The sequence below is a fragment of the Bradyrhizobium sp. WBOS07 genome (assembly GCF_024585165.1).
GTDB lineage: Bacteria > Pseudomonadota > Alphaproteobacteria > Rhizobiales > Xanthobacteraceae > Bradyrhizobium > Bradyrhizobium japonicum_B.
Window position 1 is genome coordinate 4,187,778 of sequence record NZ_CP029008.1, and the last position, 25,174, is coordinate 4,212,951.

At 64.5% G+C, this 25,174-nt stretch carries 27 protein-coding genes; 7 read left to right on the forward strand and 20 right to left on the reverse strand.

Features of this window, described 5'->3' with window-relative positions; genetic code table 11:
- The first annotated feature begins 52 nt into the window (after positions 1–52).
- Together DCM79_RS19995 and DCM79_RS20000 are read left to right on the forward strand one after the other, a co-directional pair.
- Complete coding sequence (locus DCM79_RS19995) at positions 53–325, forward strand: hypothetical protein (RefSeq protein ID WP_257175982.1); 273 nt, start codon at positions 53–55, stop codon at positions 323–325.
- Positions 326–434: 109 nt separating this feature from the next.
- Complete coding sequence (locus tag DCM79_RS20000; protein ID WP_257175983.1) at positions 435–740, forward strand: hypothetical protein; 306 nt, start codon at positions 435–437, stop codon at positions 738–740.
- Positions 741–856: 116 nt separating this feature from the next.
- On the opposite strand, the gene DCM79_RS20005 is transcribed toward DCM79_RS20000, so the two are convergent.
- From DCM79_RS20005 to DCM79_RS20030, 6 genes are all read right to left on the reverse strand, one after another.
- Complete coding sequence (locus DCM79_RS20005) at positions 857–1,012, reverse strand: hypothetical protein (protein WP_196236077.1); 156 nt, start codon at positions 1,010–1,012, stop codon at positions 857–859.
- A 99-nt stretch (positions 1,013–1,111) separates the two neighbouring features.
- Positions 1,112–1,630 carry a septal ring lytic transglycosylase RlpA family protein gene (locus DCM79_RS20010; RefSeq protein ID WP_257175984.1) on the reverse strand — a complete coding sequence of 173 codons (519 nt, stop codon included), beginning with the start codon at positions 1,628–1,630 and terminating at the stop codon, positions 1,112–1,114.
- Between the two features lie 165 nt (positions 1,631–1,795).
- On the reverse strand, positions 1,796–3,448 hold the full coding sequence (locus tag DCM79_RS20015) for an NAD-dependent malic enzyme (RefSeq protein ID WP_257175985.1): 1,653 nt from the start codon (positions 3,446–3,448) through the stop codon (positions 1,796–1,798).
- Between the two features lie 298 nt (positions 3,449–3,746).
- Positions 3,747–4,085: a tripartite tricarboxylate transporter substrate-binding protein gene (locus DCM79_RS20020; RefSeq protein WP_373568138.1), complete on the reverse strand. Its 339-nt coding sequence runs from the start codon at positions 4,083–4,085 to the stop codon at positions 3,747–3,749.
- A 13-nt stretch (positions 4,086–4,098) separates the two neighbouring features.
- Positions 4,099–6,435: a mechanosensitive ion channel domain-containing protein gene (locus DCM79_RS20025; RefSeq protein ID WP_257175986.1), complete on the reverse strand. Its 2,337-nt coding sequence runs from the start codon at positions 6,433–6,435 to the stop codon at positions 4,099–4,101.
- Between the two features lie 318 nt (positions 6,436–6,753).
- Positions 6,754–7,131, reverse strand: coding sequence for a helix-turn-helix domain-containing protein (locus DCM79_RS20030; protein ID WP_257175987.1), 378 nt, complete (start codon positions 7,129–7,131; stop codon positions 6,754–6,756).
- Between the two features lie 86 nt (positions 7,132–7,217).
- Here DCM79_RS20030 and DCM79_RS20035 point away from each other — a divergent pair, with 86 nt between their 5' ends.
- From DCM79_RS20035 to DCM79_RS20045, 3 genes are all read left to right on the forward strand, one after another.
- Positions 7,218–7,838, forward strand: coding sequence for an FMN-dependent NADH-azoreductase (locus DCM79_RS20035; RefSeq protein ID WP_257175988.1), 621 nt, complete (start codon positions 7,218–7,220; stop codon positions 7,836–7,838).
- A 95-nt stretch (positions 7,839–7,933) separates the two neighbouring features.
- On the forward strand, positions 7,934–8,578 hold the full coding sequence (locus DCM79_RS20040; protein ID WP_257175989.1) for an NAD(P)-dependent oxidoreductase: 645 nt from the start codon (positions 7,934–7,936) through the stop codon (positions 8,576–8,578).
- Positions 8,579–8,869: 291 nt separating this feature from the next.
- Positions 8,870–9,511, forward strand: a complete 642-nt coding sequence (locus DCM79_RS20045) for a DsbA family oxidoreductase (protein WP_257175990.1) — start codon at positions 8,870–8,872, stop codon at positions 9,509–9,511.
- Positions 9,512–10,042: 531 nt separating this feature from the next.
- Here DCM79_RS20045 and DCM79_RS20050 read toward each other — a convergent pair.
- The 14 genes from DCM79_RS20050 to DCM79_RS20115 form a co-directional block, all read right to left on the reverse strand.
- On the reverse strand, positions 10,043–10,993 hold the full coding sequence (locus tag DCM79_RS20050) for a polyphosphate kinase 2 family protein (RefSeq protein WP_257175991.1): 951 nt from the start codon (positions 10,991–10,993) through the stop codon (positions 10,043–10,045).
- Positions 10,953–11,972, reverse strand: coding sequence for a branched-chain amino acid ABC transporter permease (locus DCM79_RS20055; protein WP_257175992.1), 1,020 nt, complete (start codon positions 11,970–11,972; stop codon positions 10,953–10,955). The genes DCM79_RS20050 and DCM79_RS20055 overlap by 41 nt, the downstream gene beginning before the upstream one ends.
- Positions 11,969–12,850: a branched-chain amino acid ABC transporter permease gene (locus tag DCM79_RS20060; protein ID WP_028137971.1), complete on the reverse strand. Its 882-nt coding sequence runs from the start codon at positions 12,848–12,850 to the stop codon at positions 11,969–11,971. The genes DCM79_RS20055 and DCM79_RS20060 overlap by 4 nt, the downstream gene beginning before the upstream one ends.
- 5 nt (positions 12,851–12,855) lie before the next feature.
- The gene (locus DCM79_RS20065; RefSeq protein ID WP_257175993.1) at positions 12,856–13,560 is read right to left on the reverse strand and encodes an ABC transporter ATP-binding protein; all 705 of its coding nucleotides are present in this window, start codon (positions 13,558–13,560) and stop codon (positions 12,856–12,858) included.
- Between the two features lie 3 nt (positions 13,561–13,563).
- Positions 13,564–14,331 (reverse strand): ABC transporter ATP-binding protein, encoded by a 768-nt coding sequence (locus tag DCM79_RS20070; protein WP_028137973.1) that lies wholly within the window; start codon positions 14,329–14,331, stop codon positions 13,564–13,566.
- A gap of 15 nt (positions 14,332–14,346) precedes the next feature.
- Positions 14,347–15,669, reverse strand: a complete 1,323-nt coding sequence (locus DCM79_RS20075) for an ABC transporter substrate-binding protein (RefSeq protein WP_028137974.1) — start codon at positions 15,667–15,669, stop codon at positions 14,347–14,349.
- A gap of 93 nt (positions 15,670–15,762) precedes the next feature.
- Positions 15,763–16,467, reverse strand: a complete 705-nt coding sequence (locus tag DCM79_RS20080; protein ID WP_257175994.1) for an NUDIX hydrolase — start codon at positions 16,465–16,467, stop codon at positions 15,763–15,765.
- Positions 16,468–16,488: 21 nt separating this feature from the next.
- Positions 16,489–17,514 carry an ABC transporter substrate-binding protein gene (locus DCM79_RS20085; protein WP_257175996.1) on the reverse strand — a complete coding sequence of 342 codons (1,026 nt, stop codon included), beginning with the start codon at positions 17,512–17,514 and terminating at the stop codon, positions 16,489–16,491.
- Between the two features lie 72 nt (positions 17,515–17,586).
- A complete protein-coding gene (locus DCM79_RS20090) occupies positions 17,587–18,360 on the reverse strand; it encodes an anti-sigma factor (RefSeq protein WP_257175997.1) in 774 nt (257 codons plus the stop codon).
- Positions 18,357–18,875, reverse strand: a complete 519-nt coding sequence (locus DCM79_RS20095) for a sigma-70 family RNA polymerase sigma factor (protein ID WP_257175998.1) — start codon at positions 18,873–18,875, stop codon at positions 18,357–18,359. The genes DCM79_RS20090 and DCM79_RS20095 overlap by 4 nt, the downstream gene beginning before the upstream one ends.
- 40 nt (positions 18,876–18,915) lie before the next feature.
- The gene (locus DCM79_RS20100; protein ID WP_257175999.1) at positions 18,916–20,385 is read right to left on the reverse strand and encodes a YncE family protein; all 1,470 of its coding nucleotides are present in this window, start codon (positions 20,383–20,385) and stop codon (positions 18,916–18,918) included.
- A gap of 9 nt (positions 20,386–20,394) precedes the next feature.
- Complete coding sequence (locus DCM79_RS20105; protein ID WP_257176002.1) at positions 20,395–20,928, reverse strand: DUF305 domain-containing protein; 534 nt, start codon at positions 20,926–20,928, stop codon at positions 20,395–20,397.
- 99 nt (positions 20,929–21,027) lie between these two features.
- Positions 21,028–21,816, reverse strand: a complete 789-nt coding sequence (locus DCM79_RS20110; RefSeq protein ID WP_257176004.1) for an ABC transporter permease — start codon at positions 21,814–21,816, stop codon at positions 21,028–21,030.
- Complete coding sequence (locus DCM79_RS20115; protein ID WP_257176005.1) at positions 21,816–22,634, reverse strand: ABC transporter ATP-binding protein; 819 nt, start codon at positions 22,632–22,634, stop codon at positions 21,816–21,818. The genes DCM79_RS20110 and DCM79_RS20115 overlap by 1 nt, the downstream gene beginning before the upstream one ends.
- Positions 22,635–22,765: 131 nt before the next feature.
- Between DCM79_RS20115 and DCM79_RS20120 the strand changes: the two genes are divergently transcribed.
- Both DCM79_RS20120 and DCM79_RS20125 read left to right on the forward strand, forming a co-directional pair.
- Entirely contained in the window at positions 22,766–23,548 is a 783-nt protein-coding gene (locus DCM79_RS20120; RefSeq protein ID WP_257176008.1) for an ATP-binding cassette domain-containing protein, read from the forward strand.
- Entirely contained in the window at positions 23,545–25,104 is a 1,560-nt protein-coding gene (locus DCM79_RS20125) for an ABC transporter permease/substrate-binding protein (protein ID WP_257176010.1), read from the forward strand. The genes DCM79_RS20120 and DCM79_RS20125 overlap by 4 nt, the downstream gene beginning before the upstream one ends.
- Positions 25,105–25,174 lie beyond the last annotated feature (70 nt).

Below are 25,174 nucleotides of genomic sequence, written 5' to 3' on the forward strand. Positions count from 1 at the left end.
GCCCCGGCACGCAGATCCGCGTGCTGGGGCGTTTTTTGCGTGAGGCGGGACGATGGGGGACGTTGTCGGGGAGTCAAAGGTCGATTTCGGTGCGCTTGCGGTGCTGAACAAATGGCCGTCGCTCGCCAATCAGCGTCAGCCGGACCGGGAGCCGTACCAGGTCGTCGAAGGCACGCTCGACGAATGCATCTCGGCGTTCATGGACAAGCCGGTGGCGACCCGTCACCTCTACGAGATCCGCACCGTGGCGCAGCCGCCGCTGGTCACCGAGGTCCTCTCGCCCGAGCACGTCGTCGAGCTCTGGCGCCTCCGAGAATTTCTCTGACCGCACTTCACGGCATCGCGCAGGAACCTTCTTCCGGTTTGTCCCGTTAACGGGGATCGGAAGCCAAAGTCCTAAGCCAATTCGTAAGCCAAGTCGCGAGTGCCTGAGGATGCTTGAAGCTGGCGTACCATCATCGATCGTGCCCTACGGGGCGGACCAGACCTTGTTCGTGGTGGTCGATCGCCGCGACGAGAACACCGAAATCCGCATCGAACGCAACGACCTCGAAGCCACGATCGGCGATCTCGTCGCCGGCTGCTTCAACGACCCCATCAAGGTGATCTCCTTCAACACGCTCGAGCATTGGATGAAGGACATCTCGACCGACGTCGCCGGCGAGATCCGAGCGCGCTGCGACATCGACGGAATGGAGCTGCCTGATTATCTCAGCGACTTCGTGGAAAGCCATTCCTGAAAGCGCTCTGCTCCTGAAAGCGCTCTGCTTGCCCGAACAAGAAAAGCGCAGCGTCCGCGGCGCATTTGGCGGTCACCTCGGTGGTGCCAGCCGTCAGGACATGGATTGGGAAGAGTCTAAGCGCGCCGGTACTTGCCGGCGATGACCTCGATCTCGCGGCGGCGCTCGTCGGCAAAGGCGAGCAGCCTTTCGATGGTCAGCGTATCCGTGATCCGTCTGGCGAGCCGCTCGGCGCGCGCGGCCTGATCTTCGAGATACTGGATCGTGTTCAAGCGTCCCTCTCCCCACTGCCCCAAACTGCCTGGACACACATGGTGCTCGATAAGCCGCTAACACCCGGTTAAACGCGGCGTCTGGTGTTGACGAGCGTCCTATTGCACGACCTCGAGCCGGACATTGGTGATGCCCTTGTCGACCATGCCGAGCGCCTCGGCCGCGGACGGCGTGATGTCGACCACGCGTCCGCGAACATAGGGCCCGCGATCGTTCACCCGGACCGTGACGAAGCGGCCGGAATCGGTGTCGGTGACGCGCAGCTTGGTGCCGAACGGCAGAGTCGGATGCGCCGCGGTCAACTCGTTCTTGTCGAACCGCTCGCCGCTTGCGGTCGCCGTATCCGAATAGAAGCTGGCAATGCCGTGCGACACGGTTTGCTTTGAGTCCGCATCGGGAGCGCGCGCCCGGCTGATCGGGCGCGGATGCAGCGCCGCCACGCGCTGCGGGCGCTCGACCGCGGCCTGCCGGCTGGCGCCGGCGAGATCGGCCTTCTGGCGGCCGACCGGCGCTTGCGCGCAGGCGGCAAGCGAGGCGGCGCCGGCGATGGCAAGCAACAGCCGGCACGAGGTCGCGTAGGAAATCCGGGAAGCTTCGGCACGTGCAATGCGAGACATGATACGCCCTCCGAACGGGGGCGATTTTCGGTCGGCAATGAGGGCAGAACCTTGTCGGAACAAAAGCAGGCGTGCGGCCGCCGCCATTTCGCGTCAGCTGTGACGATTCCACCACAGTGACGCGTCCTGAATCGGGACAGCCTGAGGGCCGGCAACCCCAGTGGCTCAGTAATGCGGCTCGTACATCTGGGACTGGACCAGGGCCTTGACGTCGTTGGGCGCCGGTCCGGCCGCCAACCCGCGCTGATAGGCGACGTCGGCAACGGCCGCGGCGATGCGGACCGAGACCTCGCGAATGCGCGGCAACGCCGGATAGAGGCTCCCCTGATCGAGGTCCTCCTTGCCGACGCAATCGGCAAGCGTATGGGCCGCCGCCATGAACATCTCGTCGGTCACGAGCTTCGAGCCGCTGGCGATGACGCCGAGGCCGACGCCGGGGAAGATGTAGGAATTATTGCCCTGGCGCGGCACGAAGCTGCGACCGTTGAGCTTGACCGGATCATACGGGCTGCCGCAGGCGAACAGCGCGCGGCCCCCGGTGTAGCGATAGGCATCCTCGGCCGAGCATTCCGCCTTCGAGGTCGGGTTGGAGAGCGCGAACACGATCGGCTGTTCGTTGAGCTCGGCCATGGTCTTGAGCACCTCCGGCGTGAAAGCGCCGCCGACCGCAGCGACGCCGATGATCGCCGTCGGCTTCAGCGTCTTGATCGCAGTCAGGAAGTCGGAGATCGGCGCCTGGCCGGCATGCGCATAGCGCAGCTTGTGGCCTGAGAGACCATCGCGGCCGCCGACGACGAGGCCGCGGGAATCCACCAGCCAGTTGCGCCGGAGCGCGTCCGCTTCGCTGGCGCCTTCCGCCATCATGGCCGACACCACGAGATCGGCGATGCCGGTCGCCGCCTCGCCCGCGCCAAGGAACAGGATGCGCTGATCCCTGAGCTTGCCGCCGGAGATGCGCAGAGCCGAGAACAGTCCGGCGAGCGCCACCGCCGCGGTGCCCTGGATGTCGTCGTTGAAGACGCAGGCTTCGTCGCGATATTTGTGCAGCAGCTTGAACGCCGAATGATTGGCGAAATCCTCGAACTGGATCAGCACGCCCGGAAAGGTCTTTCGCGCAGCCTGCATGAACTCGTCGACGAAGCTGTCATAGGCTTCGCCCGTAAGCCGCCGCTCGCGCAGGCCGAGATAATAGGGATCGTTCAGCAGCTCTTCGTTGTTGGTGCCGACGTCGAGCACGATCGGCAGGCACGATTCCGGATGCACGCCGGCGCAGGCCGAGTAGAGCGAGAGCTTGCCGACCGGGATGCCCATGCCGTTGGCGCCGAGATCGCCAAGCCCCAGTATGCGCTCGCCGTCGGTGACGACGATCAGCTTGGCCTGGTAGGGCCAGTTCTTCAGCAGCTCGGCGATCTGACCGCGATCGCGCGAGGAGATGAACATGCCGCGCGGCCGCTGGAAGATCAGGCCGTATTTCTGGCAGGCGAGCCCGACCGTCGGCGTGTAGATGATCGGCTGGATTTCGTCGATATGGTCGACGACGACGCGGAAGAACAGCGCCTCGTTGCGGTCATGCAGCGCGTTCAGCGCGACATATTTTTCCAGATCGGTCGGCAGCGTGCGCAGATTGGTGAGGACACGCTGCGCCTGGGTCTCCATCGTCAGCACGCAAGGCGGCAGCAGGCCACGCAGGCCGAGTGCGGCGCGCTCGGATTCGGTGAAGGCGGTGCCCTTGTTGAGCAGGGGATCGCGCAGCAGCGCCATGCCTTGCGGCGGATTTGACGACGTCGATTGGGCAACGACCCGAGCAGGTCTATTCACGATTCCCCCAAGGAGCTTCACATTGAACGGCGGACATTGTCGGCCAGCGCTCCATCGAGATCAAGGACGTAGAGACTGAGGCGCCGATTGTGATCTCGCAATGCAGCGAGATTGCCGCGAACGAGCGGCAGTTGGAGCAAAAGTTAACGCGGCAAGCAGCTCTCTCGCCTCATGGTGAGGAGCGCGGTACGCGCGTCTCGAACCATGAAGGCCGAGATCTCGCCCGCGGCCATCCTTCGAGACGGCCGCTGCGCGGCCTCCTCAGGATGAGGAAGAGTGCTTGTGGCGCCGCGCGCGGCTATTCCGGCTTGATGTTGGCCGCCTTCACGATCGGCCACCATTTCGCGGTCTCGGCCTTCTGAAAGGCCGCAAGCGCCGCAGGCGTCTGCTGGTCGGGCGGCGGTATCTCCTGACCTAATTCGGCAAAGCGCCGCTCGACCGCGGCATCGGCAAGCACGGCGACGATGGCCGCGTTGAGCTTGGCCACGATCTCCTTCGGCGTGGTCTTCGGTGCCCAGATGCCGTGCCAGTAGGAAATATAGAGCCCCGGCAGGCCCGCCTCGTCGACGGTCGGAATGTCGGGAGCGGGCTGGAAACAGAGTGAACGCTGCCGGGTGGACGGAGGCAAGCCGGAAATTTCCGCCGGGCGACTAACCGGCCGCCCGTCTTGGCGTCAGGCTGGCGGCACCGTCTGCCGGCGGCGCGACATGCATCAGGATGGTCTGGGTGGCGGATGCGATGTTGATGCCGTTCTGCTGGAAGCGCAGCTTCATGCGGCGGTTGAATTCGCGCTGGACCGGCCAGCGCCCGGCCTCGGTGCAGCGGATCTGGCCGACGATCGACACCATCGCGCCGTCCACCTTGTCGATGCCCCACAGATCGAGGTCGCCGCGGATCAGCGCGCGGAATTCCGGTTCGCGGCGCATCTCGTCGACGATGTCCTTGAGGATCTGGCCGGCGCGGTCGGTGTCCTCCCTGTAGGCGACGTTGACGCTGACCGAGGCATTGCCGGCGCCGCGGCTGGCATTGGTGATGGTCGTGACCGCGCTGAACGGCACGATGTGCACCGCGCCGTCGCCCGCGCGCAGGCGGATGGTGCGGATCGAGACGTTCTCGACCGTCCCGGAAAGCCCCGACACGCTGACATTGTCGCCGACCTGCACCGTGTTCTCCAGCAGCAGGAACAGACCCGTGATGAGGTCCTGCACCAGCTTCTGCGAGCCGAAGCCGATGGCGATGCCGACGATGCCGGCGCCCGCCAGCAGCGGCGCGACATTGACGCCGATCTCGCTCAACGCGGTGAGGCCGACGATCGTGGCGATCAGGCAGAGCAGCGCGGTGCGCAGCATCGGCTGAAAGGTGCGCAGGCGCGCGGCGCGGGCATAGTGCCCATCGCGCGACAGCGTGTTGATCTGGCGGTCCAGCAGCGCGTTGCTGGCTTCCCAGATCGCGGCGGCGATGAACACGGCAAGGCCGATCGTCACGAGGGCGGAGATCAGCCGGCTGCCGATCTGGCCGCCGTAGAACCAGACGATGGCGTCCACACCCCAGACTTCGAGCACCGCCACCAGGCCGATGAAGACGATCACGCCCGACACGATCTTGCGCAGCAGCGGCAAATAGCGGTTGGCGCGGATCTCGAGGCCCGGAAAGCGCTGGAGAATGTCCGGCTGAATCCGGAAGCCGCGGTCGATCAGGCTCAGCGTCAGCATGACGGCGAGCCGCGTGATCACGGCGACCACGATGGTGCCGACGAAATATTGCAGCAGCAGCGAATAGCCGTTGCGGATGTTGAGCGCCCACACCGCCCACAGCGCGAGATCCAGCGCGATGGCGAGATAGTGCCAGCCGCCGGCGATGCGGTTGCGCAGGCGGGCCGCGATTCCCTGCCGGTCGGCCGGCGCGCGGATGGCCTCGGCAACCTGCCGCCGGCATTGCAGGATGATGACGACGACGAAGAGATGCACGATCAGCATCACCATGCGCAGCAGCGCTGCATAGCCGGCGCGGTGCAGACCGAGCAACAGCGCGACATTGGCAAAGGCGATGCCGGTGATGCCGACGCCGACGATGCGGCGCGCCCAGATCTCGACATAGGCCGCCGTCTCGGCACGCACCGGAAACAGGCCGAACGGCCCTGCCAGCGCGCGTACCACACAGATGAGCCCACGCGAGAACGCATAGGCGTTGACGACGGCGAGGATCACGAGGCGGACCGTGGTGGGCTGGCCGATCTCGGTCCCGAGCAGCGCCGTCGCGACGCCCACGAAGACGAGAACGGGAAGCAGCTCGAGGACGAGGCGGCCGAACACGGGGGGCAGCCGCAGCATCACCTGCCAGACCCGCGCAAGGCTGTGACGGCGCTTGTGCAGCTCGGGCGCGGGGGTGACATCGGCGACCGAAGACGGCGGATCGGCAATCGGCAGCGCCTGTGCCGGCAGATGCGCGGCTTGCGGCACGCGTCCTTCCAGGAAGGCAACCGGGCGGCGGATCAGGCGGAACAGCACCCATTCGGCCACGAGCGCGCAACCGAGAACCAGTGCAAGCTTCCAGGCGATCTCGATCAGAAGGTTATAGGCCGCGGGATCGTTGGCGGTCCGTACGATCCAGTAATAGAACGCCGGGAAATGCGTGATCGTCCGCGCCACGCTGGCGATCTCGCTCGAGATCTCGCCGATCTCCTCCGACACCGTGAGCAGGAGCTGCGCACCGAGGCCGTCAGCCGAGAGCGGGATCGGCGACGTCTGCGCGGGCGCGGGCGTCGCGGGCTGCTGCGGGCCGGACGCATTGGCGATCGCGCGCAGCGTGTCGATCATCTGCGCGCGTTTCCTGTCGTCCTGGATCGTCTCAAGCGCTCGCCTGGCCTCCTCGGGCGACAACGCGGCCGCATTGGTCATCGCGGGCTGAGCCTGCTCGGCGCGAGCGCTGGGGAAGGAGAGCGCGAGGAAGAGAACGGCGAAGAAGGCCTGGGCAAGCTTATGCGACACGAGGATTCCCTGAAAAAAATGCATGCGCCGGCGGCGTCGGGACCACCGAAACACATGCGTCATGTCGGATTGCCGCTATTCGCCCCTAGCCTGTGTCGGAAATTGGCCTTCGGGGCGACATTCTCTTGGCATTTGTAGTTGTTACCGGCGGCTAGCTCTGCGGGCGGCCCGAGGTGCTTGGCTCATCTTTTCTTTCTTCGTCAATGATGACTGAGAGTCAGAAGACGATGGATCGTGCGCATTGGAAGACCCCCGCTCTGCCTGTGCGGCAATAGCGTGCCATAGAATGCAAATCGGACAGGTGATGTCCGATGCCAACTAGCTTGCATCGTATCGGACGCGAGCGTCTTGGATGTTCTCCTGATTGCTGTCCGCCCACATTACGAGACCCATCACGGGCGCAAGAAGCGTCCGTCCGACGTCCGTCAACTCATATTCCACGCGCGGCGGAATAGTTGGGAACAATGTCCGCTTCACCAACCCGTCGCGTTCCAGTCCGCGCAAGGTGATCGTCAGCATCCGCTGCGAGATGCCGTCGATCTGACGGCGCAGCTCGTTGAAGCGAACCGGTCCATCCTTGAGGGTTGCGATGATGTACAGGCTCCATTTGTCGCCGACCCGATCAAGGATTTCCCGAACAAACCGGCACTCGTCACCTTTTCGGGGGATGGGAAAATCAATGTCACCAAGTGTCATTGGAGTGCCTTCTTGCGGGGAATACGGCAGTCACCTTAATAGTGTTGGTAACAAGAGTTTACTACCCTGTTCACCCCGGAGCAACCATGACCAACATCCTCCTCGTCACATCGAGCCCTCGTGGCGCCGAGAGCCTGTCCACCCGCTTCGCGACCGAGATCGCCGAAGGCTTCAAGCTTCGCTTGGGCGGCACGCTTTTGACTCGCGATCTCGCGGCCAACCCACTGCCGCATATCGCGCAGGCCTATATTCACGGCCGCGTCGCGGCCCCAGAGGCGCGCACGCCCGAGCAGGTCAAGGCGGTCGGCCTTGCCCAGGAACTTGTCGACGAGGTGAAGGCTGCGGACGTGATCGTCTTGGGTTCGGGCATGATCAATTTCGGCCCGTCGTCGCAGCTCAAGGCCTGGTTCGATCATATCACCTGGCCGGGCGTGACCTTTGGTTATAGCGAAGCCGGCAGGCCGCAGGGATTGCTGACCGGCAAGAAGGTCTATCTCGTCATTGCTGCAGGCGGCGTCTTCTCGGAAGGCGACTGGGCGCCCTTTGACTTCCAGACCGGCTATCTGCGCCACCTCTTGGGCTTCATCGGCCTGACCGACATCGAAATCGTCCGTGTGGAAGGCACCGTCTTCGGGCCTGAGGCGGCCAAGGCCGCCATCGCCGTCACCGAAGCCCGGGTTCGCTCGGTCTTGGAAAAGGCCGCCTGAAGGCGGGCCGGCCAACTGCTCGGGCTGTGAGCGCGAACATGCATGTCAGCAGCTAGGGCAGTTGCTCCAAGCCAAAAGCCCACGAGGAAAATGAGATGAAGATTGCTCTCTTTGGAGGGACCGGACCAACCGGAAGACACATTATCGAAGAGGCGCTCCGGCAAGGTTATAAGCTGTCCGTCTACACGCGCGACGCCGGAAAACTCTCGGCCTTTGGGAGCAAGATCCAAGTCATCCTCGGTGAGCTGAACAATCGCGAAGCGATCAAGGCGTGCGTCGCGGGCGCAGACGCGGTGATCAGCGCGCTCGGGCCCAATAGTCTGAAGGCGCGCGAGAAGCGGCCGATTATGCGCGGCGTCGGCACGATCATCTCTGTCATGGAAGAGCTGAACGTTCGTCGGCTCATTCAGATCTCGACGGCCGCCTATCGTGATCCGAAGGATGGTTTCGACTTCAAGTCGCAGGCGTTCGTCATGCTGTTCAGGCTGATCGTTCGCAACGCCTATGACGATATCAGCGCGACCGCCGCACTGGTGAGCAACTCACGCCTCGATTGGACGCTGGTTCGGATTCCCAACCTCAAGGATGGGCCCGCAACAGGCCAAGTGGACGTCGGCTGGTACGGCACGACGAAGCTCAGCATGAAGCTATCGCGCGGGAATCTTGCGAAATTCCTGGTCGATCAGGTCGCAGCCAAGGAGTACGTGCGCGCCGCGCCGGGGATAGCCGATCACATCTGAGTGCATACGGCCCATCGGACTGGTTTGGCGGGCATGCGCGCGACTGCCGCCGTTGCACCACTCGATCGAGGCTTCGGCAATCGATCCCGACACCACTGCGCAGGAAATCTGGAACCTGTCATCGAGCGCGATGGAGTCGAGATGGTCCTGCCCCCGCCGCAGCCCTAACCGGTTCGTGACGTGGATGGCTTCACCGACGTCTCGAACAGACCGGTAGGCAGAACCTGGGTCTGATGAGTGTGGGTTCAGATCAATTCAGCTTGCCGGCTCAACGACCAGAAGGATGAGATCATGCTGCAAATCGATCTTTACACCGAGATCACCTGTCCCTGGTGCATCATCGGGCATCACCGTCTCGATAAGGTCCTGGCGGAGCGATTCCCCGAGCTGGACGTGGATATCCGTCAACATCCGGTCCTTTTGCTTCCCGACGCGCCAGCGGAGGGCCTCTACATTCCCGATCTTCTCCTCTCGCGCTACGGCGTGACTGATCCGAAGGCGTCGTTCGCCCGCCCTGAGGCGGAAGCGCGGGCGTCCGGCCTTGATCTCGACCTGAGCCGCCAGCCCTGGACTTACAGGACGCAGGCGGCGCACGGTTTAGTCCTTGCGGCGCGAGCACAAGGTACGCAGCATCAGCTCGCGGTCGCGATCACCGATGCCCATTTTCTGAAAGCAAAGAACATCTCAGACCCCGATGTCCTCGCGGATATCGCCGTGACCTATGGGTTCGAACGTGAAGAAGCCCGCGCGATAGCGCTCGATCCCGAGCAACACCGACGTGTCGAGCAGGAGGCGGCTCAATCGGCGGCAGCCGGGGTCAGGTCAGTTCCTCACTTCGTCTTCGGCGGGCGCATCGCCATCAACGGAGGACGCAGCGAAGACGAGATCGCAGCGGCCATCCGTGAGGCTGCCGGTGTCGCCGCATCCGCCTGACAGCGATCGGGCCACCATCGCGATTACTCCGTCATTCCGGGCGTAGGCCTGGAATGACGGCGAGGAGGAAGACGACAAAAGGATGTGAAAAGACGCCGATCGCGGCGGCCTCATCACGCCGGCAACACGATCGATGCGATAAAAAAATACAGCGCCGGGAAGGTAGGGGCTCTGCCTTACTGATGCAGCCCGCTAAACCTTGACCCGGCGTGCCGTTCGCGGTTTTCGCCGCTATGCGATAGTCCGAACGAGCTCCATCGCACTTAACGCGGCTGGATTTGCGGAGGTGGTGTCATAGACCTCCCCTTGCTCATGAGGTGGACGTTGCGCGTCGCTTGTTTGCGACCATCGGCATGGTCCTCCCGTGACACAAAACTGTCAAGCGGGATCAGCCGGGTGAAACATCACAATTGAACAGGCCGGTTCCGCAGGACTCGGCGAGCGGCTGTTTTGCCCGACGCGACAAACTCATTTCGCCAAATCAGCAAGCTTTCCCAGCGGCCACCAAGCCGTTGATTTTGCTGCCGCCGGCTACTGTGCATGGGGTTGTTTTCGCGATTTTCTTGTCCTGTCCCGTTCTTCTTCCTGCTCCAGCGCCTTGCGCACCTCGTCGAACTCGCGCAGCGATGCCTTGTCGGCACGGGGAAAGCGCAGGTCGAGCTTTTCGAGCGTCGCATTGATCACCGAGCCGATCACGACGCGCGCGAACCATTTGTGGTCGGCCGGCACGACGTACCAAGGCGCATGAGACGTCGCGGTGTGCCGGACGATGTCCTGGTAGACCGCCTGGTAGCGCGGCCACAGCGCGCGCTCCTCGATGTCGCCCATGGAGAACTTCCACTGCTTGGCCGGATCCTGCAGCCGGTCGAGGAAGCGCTCGCGCTGCTCGTCCTTGGAGACGTTGAGGAAGAACTTCAGCACCACGGTGCCGTTGCGGCAGAGATAGCGCTCCCATGCGGAGATGTCCTCGAACCGCTCCTTCCAGATGTTCTTGGTGAGGAGCTTTTGCGGCAGTTTCTCCTTGGCGAGGAGCTCCGGGTGCACGCGCGTCACCAGGCATTCCTCGTAGTGGGAGCGGTTGAAGATGCCGATACGGCCGCGCTCGGGCAGCGCGATCACATGGCGCCAGAGGAAGTCGTGGTCGAGCTCCTTGCTGCTCGGCGCCTTGAAGGCATGGACCTCGCAACCCTGCGGGTTGATGCCTTCGAAGATCGCCTTGATGGCACTATCCTTGCCGCCGGCGTCCATGGCCTGGAACACGATCAGCAACGACCAGCGGTCCTGCGCGTAGAGCTTCTCCTGAAACTCGGTCAGCCGCTTCTTGTTGGCGTCGAGAATCGCCTGCGCCGCCTCCTTGTCGAGACCGCCCTTCTCGCTGGTCTTGTGATCCTTGAGATGAAACTTGCCGGAGCCGTCATAGCGGAACGGCGTGATGTAGCGGTCAAGCTCCTGGGCGAGCGGCTTGGACGGTTTCTTGCTCATGAGCGCGGGGCACCTTGCGTTGCGGCTTCAATCGGTCGAGCAAGCTACCAAGGATGCCCTTGGGAAGGAATATGATGAAAAGCACGAGCAATAGCCCGTAGACGAGGTTGTCCCAGCCGACCGCCTTGGTACCGAAACCGATGCGCAGGGTCTCGGCCAGCATAATGGTGATGATGGCGCCGACGGTCGGGCCGAGCGAGACGAACAGGCCGCCGACGATGGCCGCGAACACCATCTGCAGCGACACCGCGATGCCGCTGACGGTGTCGGGCGTGATGAACATCTGGTACTGGCAGTAGATCGCGCCCGCCAGCGCCGTCATCACGGCGCTGAGCAGCGTGATCTTCAACTTCTCCGCGGTGACGTCGACGCCGGCGGCGGCCGCAGCGTCCTCGTCCTCCGAGATCGCCTCCAGCGCATAGCGGGCCATGCTGCGGTCGACCCAGTGCCAGACCACGATGCCGAACAGCCAGACCCCGAGCGCGATCAGGTACCAGGTCGTCTTGTCGTCGAATTGCAGCGCCAGCAGCTTGCTGCCCGAAGTACGGTTCGGCGTATAGCCCAGCGAGCCGCCGGTGTAGTCGCGCGTCGCGGTGATGACCTGGAGCACGATGCCCGACAGCGCCAGCGTCACCAGCACGAAATAATGCCCGGTGATGCGGAAACGGAAGCAGGGATAGCCGACGATCAGCGCCAGCGCGCCGGCCGCGATCATGCTGATGGGAATGCCGATCCAGGGCGACAGCCCTGCGTGATTCCACAGCAGCGCGGTGACATAGGCGCCGATCCCCATGAAGCCGCCGTGCCCAAGCGAGACCAGGCCGAACCGTCCCATCACCGACCAGGAGGTGTAGGCGAACGACCAGATCAGGATCAGCACCAGGATGTGCAGATGATAGGGATCGCGATAGACGAACGGCAGCGCGACCAGCGCCGCCAGGCCTATTCCCCATGCCGCAAGCCGCCCCTGCCCCATCATCGGCGCCTCGCCAGGAGGCCCGCGGGCCGGATGAACATCATGACGATGAAGAAGGCGAAGGCGAGCACGTAGCCCCATTCGAGATCGGAGAACAGGCCGCCGAGCGAGATGATCTCGGCGAACACGAAGGCGGCAATGAAGCCGCCGATGAAATTACCGAGGCCCCCGAGCACGCAAATGAGGAAGGTGATCGGCCCGAACGACAGGCCGACGAAGGGGTGCACGTCATATTGCAGCACCAGAAGGCAGGCGGCGAGCCCGGCCAGCGCGCCGCCGAGCGCAGAGGTGATGAGATAGATCCGCCTGGTGTCGACACCCATCAGCGCCATGATCTGGCGGTCCTGCGAGATGGCGCGGATCGCGGTGCCGGTGAAGGTGCGCGTCATGAACAAGTAGACCGCGACCATGCCGACCAGCGCCGCCAGGAACGACAGCAGCCGCGCATAACTGAAATTCATGTCGCCGAAGGCGAGCACCGGCAGACGGATGCCGAGATTGCGGAAGTCGATGCCGAAGGCGACGGTGGCAAAGCTCTGCAGCACGAACAGAACACCGCCGGTCGCGAGCAGTTGGTTGATCGGCGGCGCGGTCAGTAGCGGCGCGATCACGAGGTAATGCAGCGCCGCGCCAAGCACGGCGACCAGCAGGATGGTGAGCGGGGCGGCAACGAAATAGCTGACGCCGTAAACCTGCACCAAGAAATACATGCCGTACATGCCGATCATCACGAGCTCGGCGTAGCAGATCCAGGTGACGTCGATGACGCCGAAGATCAGGTTGAGCCCGAGCGCGAGCAGCGCCAGCACGCCGCCGAGCAGGATGCCGTTGATCACGGCCTCCAGCAGGTAGATGTCGAAGACGTCGAGGAATCCCTGCATGCCCATCACACCCCGAGATACGCTTCCTTGACCGTATCGCTCGCCAGCATCTCGGCCGCGGTGCCGGACGCGCGGATCGAGCCGGCCTCGATCAGATAAGCGCGATCGACCACTTTCAGCACCTGCTGCACGTTCTGCTCGACGATCAGCACCGTCAGCCCGCTGGCGCGGATCCGCTTCACCAGCTCGAACACCTGCTGCACCACGACCGGCGCGAGACCCGCCGACGGCTCGTCGAGCAGCAGCAATTTCGGATTGGACATCATCGCGCGGCCGATCGCGCACATCTGCTGCTCACCGCCGGACATGGTGCCGGCCATCTGGTGCCGCCGCTCCTTCAGGCGCGGGAACAGGTCGAACACGACCTCGAGCCGCTCGGCATAATGCCCGCGCGCTTCCTTCATGAACGCGCCCATCTTGAGATTGTCGTCGACCGTGAGCTGCGGAAACAATCGCCGGTTCTCCGGCACATGGGCGATGCCGAGGCTGACGATCTTGTGCGGCGGCGTTACCACGACGTCGACGCCTTCCATCCGGATCGAGCCGCGCGAGGGCCGGATCAGGCCGGAGATGACGCGCATCAGGGTGGTCTTGCCGGCGCCGTTGGGGCCGATGACGCCGACGGCTTCACCGGCCCTGACGTCGAGGCTGACGTCGAACAACGCCTGGAACGTACCATAGCCGGCATTGACGGCGCGGAGCTCCAGCATCGGCTAGCCTCCCGCGCGGCGGCGCGCTTCGGCGGCCGCGGCCTGTGTGGTCTCGGCATCGGTGCCGAGATAGACCTCGATGACGCGCGGATCGCCGGCGACCGCGCTCGGCAGGCCTTCCGAGATCTTCTCGCCGTGATCGAGCACCATGACGCGATCGACGACGCGCATCAGCACGCCCATGATGTGCTCGACCCAGATGATGGTGATCCCGAGCTCGTCGCGGATGTTGCGCAGCATGTCGGCGGCCTGGTCCATCTCGGCCTCGTCGAGGCCGCCGAGGCTCTCGTCGGCCAGCAGCAGCTTCGGCGCGGTGGCGAGCGCCTTGGCGAGCTCGAGCTTCTTCAGGCCGGCGGCACCGAGACCGTCGACGCTGGCATGGCGATCGGTCGGCAGGCCGACCATGGCGAGCGAACGCTCGGCCGCCTCCTCGGCCTTGACGCGGCTGTGGCGGCCCTGCCCATAAAAGCCGGCGAGCGCGACGTTCTCGAAGATGGTCAGGCGGCGGAACGGGCGCGGAATCTGGAAAGTGCGGCCGATGCCGCTGTTGATGATCCGGTGCGGGGCGAGCCCCGCGATCTCGGAGCCGCCGAACAGGATCGAGCCCGAGGTCGGCGCCAGCGTGCCGGAGAGCATGTTGAAGATCGTGCTCTTGCCCGAGCCGTTGGGGCCGATCAGGCCGAGGATCTCGCCCTGGTCGACCCGAAACGACACGTTGTTCACGGCGGTGAAGCCGCCAAACCGCTTCACCAGCCCGCTGACTTCCAGCACCAAAGCTCTCCGCCGCTACTGGTTGCTATAGGTGGTGCCCTTCGGCAGCGGCAGCACGGCCTCGCGCTGCGCTTGGCTCTTGGGCCACACCACGTAGGACTTGTCGTCGACGTACTGGATCACGACGGGGAACGAGCGCTCGTTCTGGCCGGCCATGGGCGAGCCTTCGCCGTGGAACTTGACGCCGAAGCCGAGCATGGTGCCGCCCTCGGGGATGTCGGTGTCGAGTGCTGCCTTGCGCAGGGAGTCGGGATCTATACCGCCGTATTTCTTGATGGCTCGCGGCAGCACGTCGGTCAGGAACAGGTGGGTGTTGGACGCCGCCATGCCGACATGAGCCGAACGGATGGCGAGGCCCGGCTTGCGCTTGTCGAACTCCTCGCCGACCGCCTTGATGATCGGCGGCAGCTTCGGATCCATGCTCTTCTGGTTGGCCAGCCAGATCGAGATCGGATCGGTGTTGAAGACGTAGTTGACATCGGCGCCGAGGCCTTCCTTCAGCTTCTCATAGACCCCGTAGCCGGCGCCATGTCCCACCAGTGCCCCGAACTTCAGCCCCTGCTCGCGCGCTTGCCGGAGCAGCAGGGTGATGTCGGGATTGTAGCCGGTGTGGAAGACCACATCCGGCTTGGCCCGCTTCAGCTTGGTGACCAGCGCAGACAAATCCGGGGCCGTGGCCGAATAGCCCTCCCTGAGCACGATGTTGAAGCCGGCCTTCTTGGCACCGGCTTCGTTGCCCTTGGCAACGTCGACGCCGTAGGCGCCATCCTCATGGATGATGGCGACCCGCAGGTCCTTTGGCTCCTTGCCCAGCTTCTCCTTCGTGTTCTGCGCGATGAAGTCCATCGTCATCATGCCGAACTGATCGCCGGAGGCCTGCGGCCGAAACACGTATTTGTAGTTCTTGTTCTCCAGCACCGCAGAAGAGATGCAGGTCGTGATCCACATGAACTTCTTCAGTTGCTCGACGCGCGCTGCCACCGGCACGCACTGCGCCGAGGAAAAGAAGCCGAGCAGCATGTCGACCTTTTCCTGCTCGATCAAACGGATCGCTTCATTGATGGCGACGTCCGGCTTGCTCTGAGCATCGGCATAGATCGCCTCGATCTTGTAGCCCTCGACGTCCTTCCCGCTGTACTGATCCAGCATGATTCGCGCGCCGGTATATTGCAGCTCCGAGCCACCGCCGGCGAGCGGGCCGGTCAGATCATAGATGACACCGATCTTGAGCTTCTTGTCTTGAGCCTTGTCTTGGGCCTCGGCGGACACCGCCAAACCTGTCGCCGATATCGCGACCAACAGCCCACGTAGCAAACGGGCAGCCATGCGCATGCGCATCAGAACCTCCCTGGACGATTGTGCGTTGCATTCGTCTTGATCTTGCTTGCCCCCATCACATGGGCAGAGCGCAGGGATGTCAAGCCTTGCGCATCAGCGCGAGGCGAACTGCTGCTCGATAAAGGCCGTGACAAATCGCGGCATGGTCGGCTTCAGATCACTCATCCCGCGCACGAGATGGATGGCCGACAATTCGGGCTCGTCCTCGCGGGCGAGGTTGGCTTCGATCCGGGCGCGGGCCTCCTCGCCCGACATATCCAGGTTGAGCACCTGCATCATCGCAATCGTCGGACCGCTGACGACGCAGTGCCATTCCGGCTCGGCCCGGTAGTCCGCCGGCGTCAGGCCGGTCTCCTCCTCGAGCTCGCGGACGACGCTGCCGGGGATGTCCAGCGCGCCGTCCCTGACGTCGTCGAGATCGGGCGTGCCCGACGGGAAGTAGATACGGCCCGCATTGGCGGTGTGCTGCGCCATCTCGCCCATGATGAAGGCGCCGTCGGAGGTACGCAGCGCGCCTATGCCGAAACCGTTGAACACGGGGACGCCGGGAAAGCCCCAGTCGCGCCAGGCGAGGAAGCTTGCGAAATCGGTCTCGAAATAGGTGGAAGCGAAATGGCCGCCCGCGAACACGGGATCGCGTCCGAGCAGGACCCGGCCGTTCCAGATCTTCGGCCGCTCGCGCTGCTTCTCGGCGAAGTGCGCCGCGATCTCGTCACGACGCTCCTCGGCGAACGGCCAGGCGATCGGCCGCACCGCAAGAGCGAGCGTCGTGACGCGATGAATGATCGGTGACGTCATGCGGGACGACTATCGCGTCAGCTATTTGACATTTCCCGTGGTCTTCTTGGCTTGTTCGACGAACTTGTTGGTGAAGGTCTTGCTGACGTCGATCTTGGCATTGGCCACCTCGGGCGAGCCGACGCTGAACACCGCGAGCACGGCGTCCGCCCCCTTCGGGTCCATCTTGCCGGTCTCCGAGTACATCGGAATCGTGTTCTTCAGCGCGGCGAGATAGAGATCCTTGTTCTTGCCGACCGTCTCCTCCGGCATCTTCGCCATGATCTCCTCCGGCGAGTGCGAATGGATCCAGGCCAGCGTGGCGAGGATGGCATTGGTAAGAGCCTGCGCCTCCTTCTCGTGGCCGTTGATCCAGGCCACGGTCGAGTAGAGCGCCCCGCCGGGATACTCGCCGCCGAACGTCTCGAGCGTGTCCTTCTGCGTGCGGGTGTCCGAGAGGATGCGCAGATCCTTGTAGCTGCCCTGAAGCACGGTCACGGAAGGGTCGAGCATCACGGCAGCGTCGATCTGACCCTGCTGCATGGCGGCGACCGCGGTGGCACCGAGACCGACGCCGATCACGGCGACGCTGGTGGGATCGATCCCGTTCTTCTTGAGCATGTATTTGAGGAAGAAGTCGGTGGAGGAGCCGGGCGCACTCACGCCGACCTTCTTGCCGGCGAGATCCTTGACCGACTTGATCTCATTGGTCCGCGAGGGCGCGACCACCAGCACGAGGCCGGGATAGCGGTCATAGACCACGAAGGACTGGAGCTCCTGCTTCTTGGCGGCGAGATTGACGCAATGGTCGAAATAGCCGGAGACGACGTCGGCGCTGCCGCCGAGCACGGCCTTCAGCGCGTCCGAGCCGCCCTTGAGGTCGACCAGCTCGACATTGAGGCCGGCCTTCTCGTATTCACCGAGCTGCCTGGCCAGCACCGTCGGCAGATAGCACAGGCAGGAGCCGCCGCCGACCGCGATGGTGACCTTGCTTTGCGCCTGGGCAAGCGAGACGGTGAGCGTCAGCGCGAGCAGCGCGCCGGCGAGCCTGGCAATCGTGTTCTTCATGGGGTTCCTCCGTTCGGCCGGCGGCACCATAGAGCAGCGGGAGGGGCTTGAGAAGCTTTCCGAGTCCTGAAGCTAGATCGGTCCCGTCTGTTTCCGAATTTCATTTGCGATCGGCTTGAGGGTGTCCCCCGGAAGCTGGCCGACGAGCGTATAGCCCATGCCGCGATCCGCCCATGCGAAGCCCGCGATATCGCCCGCCGCGTGCGGCATCATTGGCGCATCCTGACTGCCGCTGCTCATTGGACGTGTCAGCATGACGAGACGGTCGCCTCGATCGTCGTCATACATGAACATCGCGGCCGGACCATGCGAGGTCGCAACCAGGCGCCCCCCCATCAGCCGATAGCCCGACGCGGAGAGATCAGGCACCTTGACCGCCCGCCTCAGCCGGCCGGACACCCATTGCGTGAGCTCGGCGCTGTCGGACGCTCGTATTTCGACCGGCCGCACGCGATCCGGTGCGTAGACGCCATAGGAGTAGGCAGCCTCTTGTGCCAATGCGGGCAAGCCGGTCGAACCACCTTGCGACAGGCCGCGCATGGTCCACCCGCCGACACCGCCGATGCCCACCAGCAACAGCGCCGCGATTGCGCTCCATGTACGCAAAGGACCTCGTTTTCGACGTTCGATGATGTGCGACAGATTCAGTTCGACCGGCACAGGTTCATCCGCAATCGAAGCCAACGCGCTGCGCAACTGTTCGCGCTGGCTGGCGAAGGCCGCGACGCGCCGGGCGGCATCCGGATGATCGTTCAGATAGGAAGCAACCTCTCCACGACGCTCGGGTGCTAGTGCCTGGTCCACAAAGGCGTGGAGATCATCTTCCGTGATCGGTCGCTGGCTCATTTCACGCTCCGCAATTCCATGATATTCCCCGGCGCAGCCCCCTCCATCTCATGCTGCAGCCGTTCCCGCGCGCGGGACAGGCGCGACATCACGGTCCCGATCGGGACATCCAGCATTTTCGCGGCATCGGCATAGGAAAAGTCTTCGACTGCAACCAGCAGCAGCACGGCCCGCTGCTCCTCCGGCAGCTTCGCGAGCTTGTTCAAGACATCCTGATAGATCAGCCTGTGCTCCTGCGCGGCAGCACTCACGAGCTCGCGCTCGCCTGCATCGTCGATCGGCATATGCCTTCCCCGCGTCGCGGCCTGACGAAATTGGGTGACCGCCAGATTGTGGAGGATGGTGAACAGCCAGGCGCGCACGCTGCCGTCGCGCCGCTGATGCCAGCGGCCGACGGCGCGCTCCAGGCAATCCTGAACCAGATCGTCGGCCGTAGCGCGATCACGCATCAGCGCCCGCGCATATCGGCGGAGCGAGGGGATCAGCGGTTCGACCTGAACCAGCATGTCCTTCATGGAGCGCTCCGCCCGCCTTTCGTCGACGCCCGACGGCGCGTCATTGTGTCTGGATCTGGACCGCGGCGCCGGGCTCGGCCGAGTCACCGGAAGCTATCACGAGATATCGCTTTCCGGAGACCGCGGATTGATCGACGATCTGGCGGATCGGGCCAGCCGCGTTGACGATGGCTGATCCGGCCGGATTCGTCATGAAGGCCGCAAGTGGCTGCAGCGGCCCGCTTCCGTCAATTTGATCCGCCAGCGCAAGCACGTATTTCTGCTTGGGTTGAAGTCCCGTCACCGAAGCCTGCAATATCTGAATCAGGCCCTGGTCGAACAGCGAGACGCTGGTCGGCGCCGTGCCGTCCTTCGATCCGTCCTTGGGACCCATCGAAAGATGGGCGACCCGGCCGGCTACGCCCAGCGGCTGCAGATTCTGGCGGTCATCCGGATTGGGCGCCGCGCCTGGGACGTAGGCGATCGCCTGCGGTGCCTGGCCGATCGGGACAGTCGCAACCACGCTGTTGGTCGCAGTGTCGATCGCTGCGAGGGCGTCGGCGTTCTCGAGGCCGACATAGATGCGCGTGCCATCGCCAGACGGCCAGACGCCGTGGGGCAGACTACCGACCGGGATCGTCGCGACCTGCGAGAAATCGTCCGTGCGGAAAACCTTCACCAGGTTCAGACCACCGACGGTGACATAGGCGAACGTGCCCTTGGCAGTGTGCGCGAAGTTGACGTGATTGGTGATCGGACCAGTGTCGATCGTCTTGATCGGGTTGAACGGCGGCTTCGCGTTGAACACCTGGGTCCGCCCGACATCCTTCAGCGTGAACCAGACCTGGTTTCCGTTGGGCGTCGCCGCGATGTTCGGGCAGAACGGGCTCTCCTGCTTTACTTTGGCGATGATCCTGTGATCGGCGACAGATACGACATCGGTCTCGGGATTGAACGACGAGCAGATGTAGCCGTACTTGCCGTCAGGCGAGAAGATCTGCATCCCCGGCCCGTTGGGGGTCGTGATGCGGGTCTTCTCCTTCAGGCTCTTGGCATCGATCACGGAAATGTAGTTTTCGCCGCGGACGGTGACCCACACCTCCTTGCCATCGGGGGTGTAGAACGCCTCGTGGGGCGACCGCCCGACATAAGTCGTGTGCTTGACCGCGTTGGTCGCGGTGTCGATGAATGTCACCGAATTCGAGCCGATCGATACCACGGCAAGCGTCTTGTGATCGGGGGAGAAACCCATGCCGTGCACGAGAACCTGGCCCTTGTAGAGCGGGCTGAAATTGCCGGGTTGCGGATCTCCGAGGCGGATCACACCAAGCAGCTTGTTGTCGACCGGATCTGTCACCGAGACCGTGTTCGAGAACTGCTCGGCCGCATAGACGCGATCGTGATGACTGATCGGAATATCGCGGGCGGATAGCGCGCCCGGCGCCTGCCCTGCCCATGCGGCCGAACCCGTGGCGAGCATCGTGGCTGCGAGGAAAACGCTCTTCATGATGTTGCTTTGCGACGCCTTCATCGGTGACTCCTATTTCTTCGTTGCGGCGGACATATCCATCTGCACACCCTGATGATGAACGTTTGCGGCTGGAGCGGATGGCTGTTGCGTCGGAGCCGGCGTCGTGTCCGTTGCAGGCTCGCCGATGGCGAGTTTCATCGCCGCGATCTCCTGCATCTGATCGACGATGATCTCCTGGGCGATGCGCCGTAATTGCTCGTTCTTGCCGTAACGCAGCTCGATCACCGCCATGTCGATCGCACCCTGGTGATGCGGGGTCATCATCGCAACGAAGTCGCGATCGATATCGCCGGTCGGCTTGGCCGCCATGTCGTCCATCATCTTCGTCATCGCCGCGTCGTTCTCTTGCAGGAACGCACGCTCGTCCGCGCTGTGCGCAACCGGCGCGGCGACCGGATGAGGTTCATGCGCGAGCACGAGCGACGGCAGCGCGAATGCGGCGAAAATGCGAGCGCCGATGAGCGCCGTGCCGAGGCCCGGCTTCGGCCATCGGCATCTGCCTGCGAGCGCCGCAACGACGCGGCGAAATTGTAACTGGTCCATCCTGAACTCCCATGCAGCTTTGTTGCATGGGGGTAGGACGCGTGGGCGCGCGTTCTATTCCGGCCGGCCGATCACGTAAACGTCAGCAGGCGATCGAGCCTACCCCCGCCCGTCCAACGCCGTCGGCCGCCACACCAGCAGGCGCCGCTCGACCAGCGTCACCCCGAAGTCGATCAGGATCACGAACGCCGAGAGCACGAACATGCCGGCGAACACGCCGGCGACGTCGAACACGCCCTCGGCCTGCTGGATCAAATAGCCAAGCCCTGCCGCGGATCCCAGATATTCGCCGACCACCGCGCCGACCACGGCGAAGCCGACCGAGGTGTGCAGCGAGGAGAACATCCAGGACAGCGCCGAGGGCCAATAGACGTGCTGCATCAGCTGCCGCTCGCTCATGCCGAGCATGCGGCCGTTGTCGAGCACGGTGCGGCTCACCTCCTTGACGCCCTGATAGACGTTGAAGAACACGATGAAGAACACCAGCGTCACGCCGAGCGCGACCTTGGACCAGATGCCGAGGCCGAGCCACAGTGCGAAGATCGGCGCCAGCACCACGCGGGGCAGTGCATTGATCATCTTCACGTAAGGATCGAACACCGCGGCCACCAGCGGCTGGCGCGCGAACCAGAAGCCGACCAGCACGCCGGCCAGCGAACCGATCACGAAGGCGAGGATCGATTCCGTCAGGGTGATGCCGAGATGCTTCCAGATCACGCCGGAGGAAAACCACTTCACGATCTGGCTGAAGACGTCGAGCGGGTTGGAGAAGAAGAACGGCGGCAGCAGGATCTTGCCGAATACGGGGACGGTCGACAGCACCTGCCACAGCACGATGCAGACGACCGCGACCAGGACTTGCAGCGCGAGCAGCGTCGGGCGCGACATCAGACCGTCTCCGCCGCTTGCGTGGATTGCGCGTAACCCTTCATCACCTCGTCCTTGAGCACGCTCCAGATCTCGCGATGGAGCTCGTGGAACCCCTTGTCCAGCCGTACCTCGAAGATGTCGCGCGGGCGGGCTAAGCTGACGCGCCAATCGCCGATGATGCGCGAGGACGGACCGGCCGACATGATCACGACGCGGTCGGCGAGCGCGATGGCTTCTTCCAGATCGTGGGTCACGAACAGCACCGCCTTGCGGTCGGCGCTCCACAGATCGAGCAGCAGATTGCCCATCACCTGGCGAGTCTGCGCATCGAGCGGCCCGAACGGCTCGTCCATCAGGAGGATCTTTGGATCGCGGATCAGCACCTGCGCCAGCGCCACGCGCTTGCGCTGGCCGCCGGAGAGCATGTGCGGATAGCGACCCGCGAAGGCGCCAAGGCCGACCGAGGTGAGCCATTGCTGCGCGCGCGGCAGCGCCTCGGCCCGCGGCGTGCCCTTGATCTCGAGCCCGATCGCGACATTGTCGAGCGCTGTCTTCCAGGGGAACAGCGCGTCGGCCTGGAACAAATAGCCGGCATCCCGGTTCAGCCCGGCCAGCGGCCGGTCGAAAATCCTGACGCTGCCGGCGGCCGGCTTCAACAGCCCCGCCGCGACGTTGAGCAGCGTCGATTTCCCGCAGCCCGTGGGGCCGACAATGGCCACGAACTCGCCCTGCGCAACCGCAAGATGGGCTTTCTCCACCGCCGTATAGACCCGCCCGTCCCCGAGCCGGAACGCGACCTTGGCATCTTCCAGCGCCACCGCCGTGGGCGTCGACATAGGCTTCCTCCGAATTTCGCTTGATGCCTTAGCCGCTCGCGCCGCCAAGTTCAATCAAGGCGGCAAGCGTGCTACGCATGGGACCACCCTCCCTGGCCCGCCAGGGAAGGACAAGCGCGAGCCTACTTGAGATGCCTTCCAAACCGGCCATCAGTTATTCCCACGTCACCAAGCGCTTCGGCTCGCTCAGGGCTGTCGACGGTGTGTCGCTCGACGCCGCCGAAGGCGAGTTCGTGGCCATCGTGGGGAGCTCGGGCTCGGGCAAGACGACGCTGCTGCGGCTCGCCAACCGGCTGATCGAGGCCGATGGCGGCACCGTCAGTGTCGAGGGCGAGGGCGTGCAAAGCGTCGATCCGGTCGCGCTGCGGCGGCGGATCGGCTACGTCTTCCAGAGCGGCGGGCTGTTTCCGCATCTGAGCGTCGCTGACAATATCGGGATCACACCCAAATTGCTGGGCGCGCCGGCGGCGGGCATCGCTGCGCGCGTCGACGAGTTGCTCGCGCTCGTGCAGCTCGACGGCGATGCGCATCGCGACCGCCTGCCGGCGGCGCTCTCCGGCGGCCAGCGCCAGCGCGTCGGCGTGGCGCGGGCGCTTGCGGCAAAGCCGCGCATCGTGCTGATGGACGAGCCCTTCGGCGCGCTCGATCCGCTCACCCGCGACGCGCTCGGCGAGGATTATCGTGCGCTGCACCGCAAGCTCGGCCTGACCAGTGTGATGATCACGCATGACATCACCGAGGCGATCCTGCTCGCCGACCGCATCGCGGTGATGCGCGGCGGGAGGCTGCTCGCCCAGGGCACCCCTGCCGAGCTCTCCAGCAGCAGCGACGCTTACGTGCTCGAGCTGTTGCGCACGCCGCGCCGCCAGGTCGAACGGCTGAACGCGCTGCTACCGCAGGGCGGCACGGCATGAGCGTGCTTGCCGATCCACGCTGGGGCGAGGCGCTGGCGCATCTGCCCGATTATCTCGGCAACCACGTGCGGGTGAGTCTGGCCGCGCTCGCGCTCGGTCTCGCCGTCAGCCTGCCGCTGGCGATCCTGACGCGCAACCGCCCGGCGCCGCGCGCCGTCCTGCTCGCGGTCGCCAGCATCGTGCAGACGGTGCCGGGCCTGGCGCTGCTCGCACTGTTCTATCCGCTGCTGCTGCTGGCGGCATCGGTGACGCTGGCCTGGTTCGGCGTGTCCTTCTCGGCCTTCGGCTTCCTGCCGGCGATGCTGGCGCTCGCGCTCTATTCGATGCTGCCGGTGCTGCGCAACGGCATCGCCGGGCTCAACGGCATCGATCCCGCGCTGATCGAGGCCGCCAAGGGCGTCGGCATGACCGCACGCCAGTCGCTGATCATGGTCGAGCTGCCTCTGGCGTTGCCGGTGATGATGGCGGGCATCCGCACCGCCGCGGTGTGGGTGATCGGCACCGCGACGCTGTCGACGCCGATCGGACAGACCAGCCTCGGCAATTACATCTTTGCCGGACTGCAGACCCAGAACTGGGTGTTCGTGCTGTTCGGCTGCTTCGCCTCGGCCCTGCTCGCACTCGCCGTCGATCAGCTGCTCGGCCTGATCGAAGGTGGCCTGCGCCAGCGCAGCCGTGCCCGCTCCGTGCTCGGCGCGACCGGCATCGCAGCGCTGGTCGCGGCCACGCTGGTGCCGACGATGGGGCGCTCGTCGCAGGGCCATATCGTCGGCGCCAAGACATTCGCCGAGCAATATGTGCTGTCGGCGCTGCTCAGGGACCGCCTGCAGGCCGCCGGCCTCTCCGCGACGGCGCGCTCGGGGCTCGGCTCCAGCGTGATCTTCGGGGCGTTGAAGGCCGGCGACATCGATCTCTGTGTCGATTATTCCGGCACGCTCTGGGCCAACCAGCTGCATCGCACCGACATCAAGCCGCGCGCCGAGCTGATCGCGGAGCTGAAGAGCGAGCTGGCGAAGGACAACATCACTCTGCTCGGCGAGCTCGGCTTCGAGAATGCCTATGCGCTGGTGATGCCGAAGCAACGTGCCGAGGCGCTCGGCATCCGCACCATCACCGATCTCGCCGCGCACGCATCGACGATGTCGATCGCCGGCGACTACGAATTCTTCTCGCGGCCGGAATGGGCGGCGCTGCAGAAAGCCTACGGCCTCTCCTTCCGCGCCCAGCGCCAGATGCAGCCGGACTTCATGTATGCGGCGGTGGCGAGCGGCGAGGTCGACGTCATCGCCGGCTACACCAGCGACGGCCTGATCGCGAAATACGATCTGGTCGCGCTCGGCGACCCCAGGCAGGCCATCCCGCCCTATGACGCGATCCTTTTGCTCGCGCCCAAACGCGCCGATGACGAGCGACTCAAGGCGGCGCTGAGACCATTGCTCGGCAAGATCGACATCGCCACCATGCGCGAGGCGAACCTGCGCGCCAGCGGCAACGATGCGAATTCATCGCCCGATGCGGTGGCGAGGTGGCTGTGGGAGAAGGTGGGCGGGCGGTAGGGCGAGATTTCGCCAGCGCCGTGCCCACGATCTCTTCAATGCGGTGAGAGATGGTGGGCACGCTTCCGCT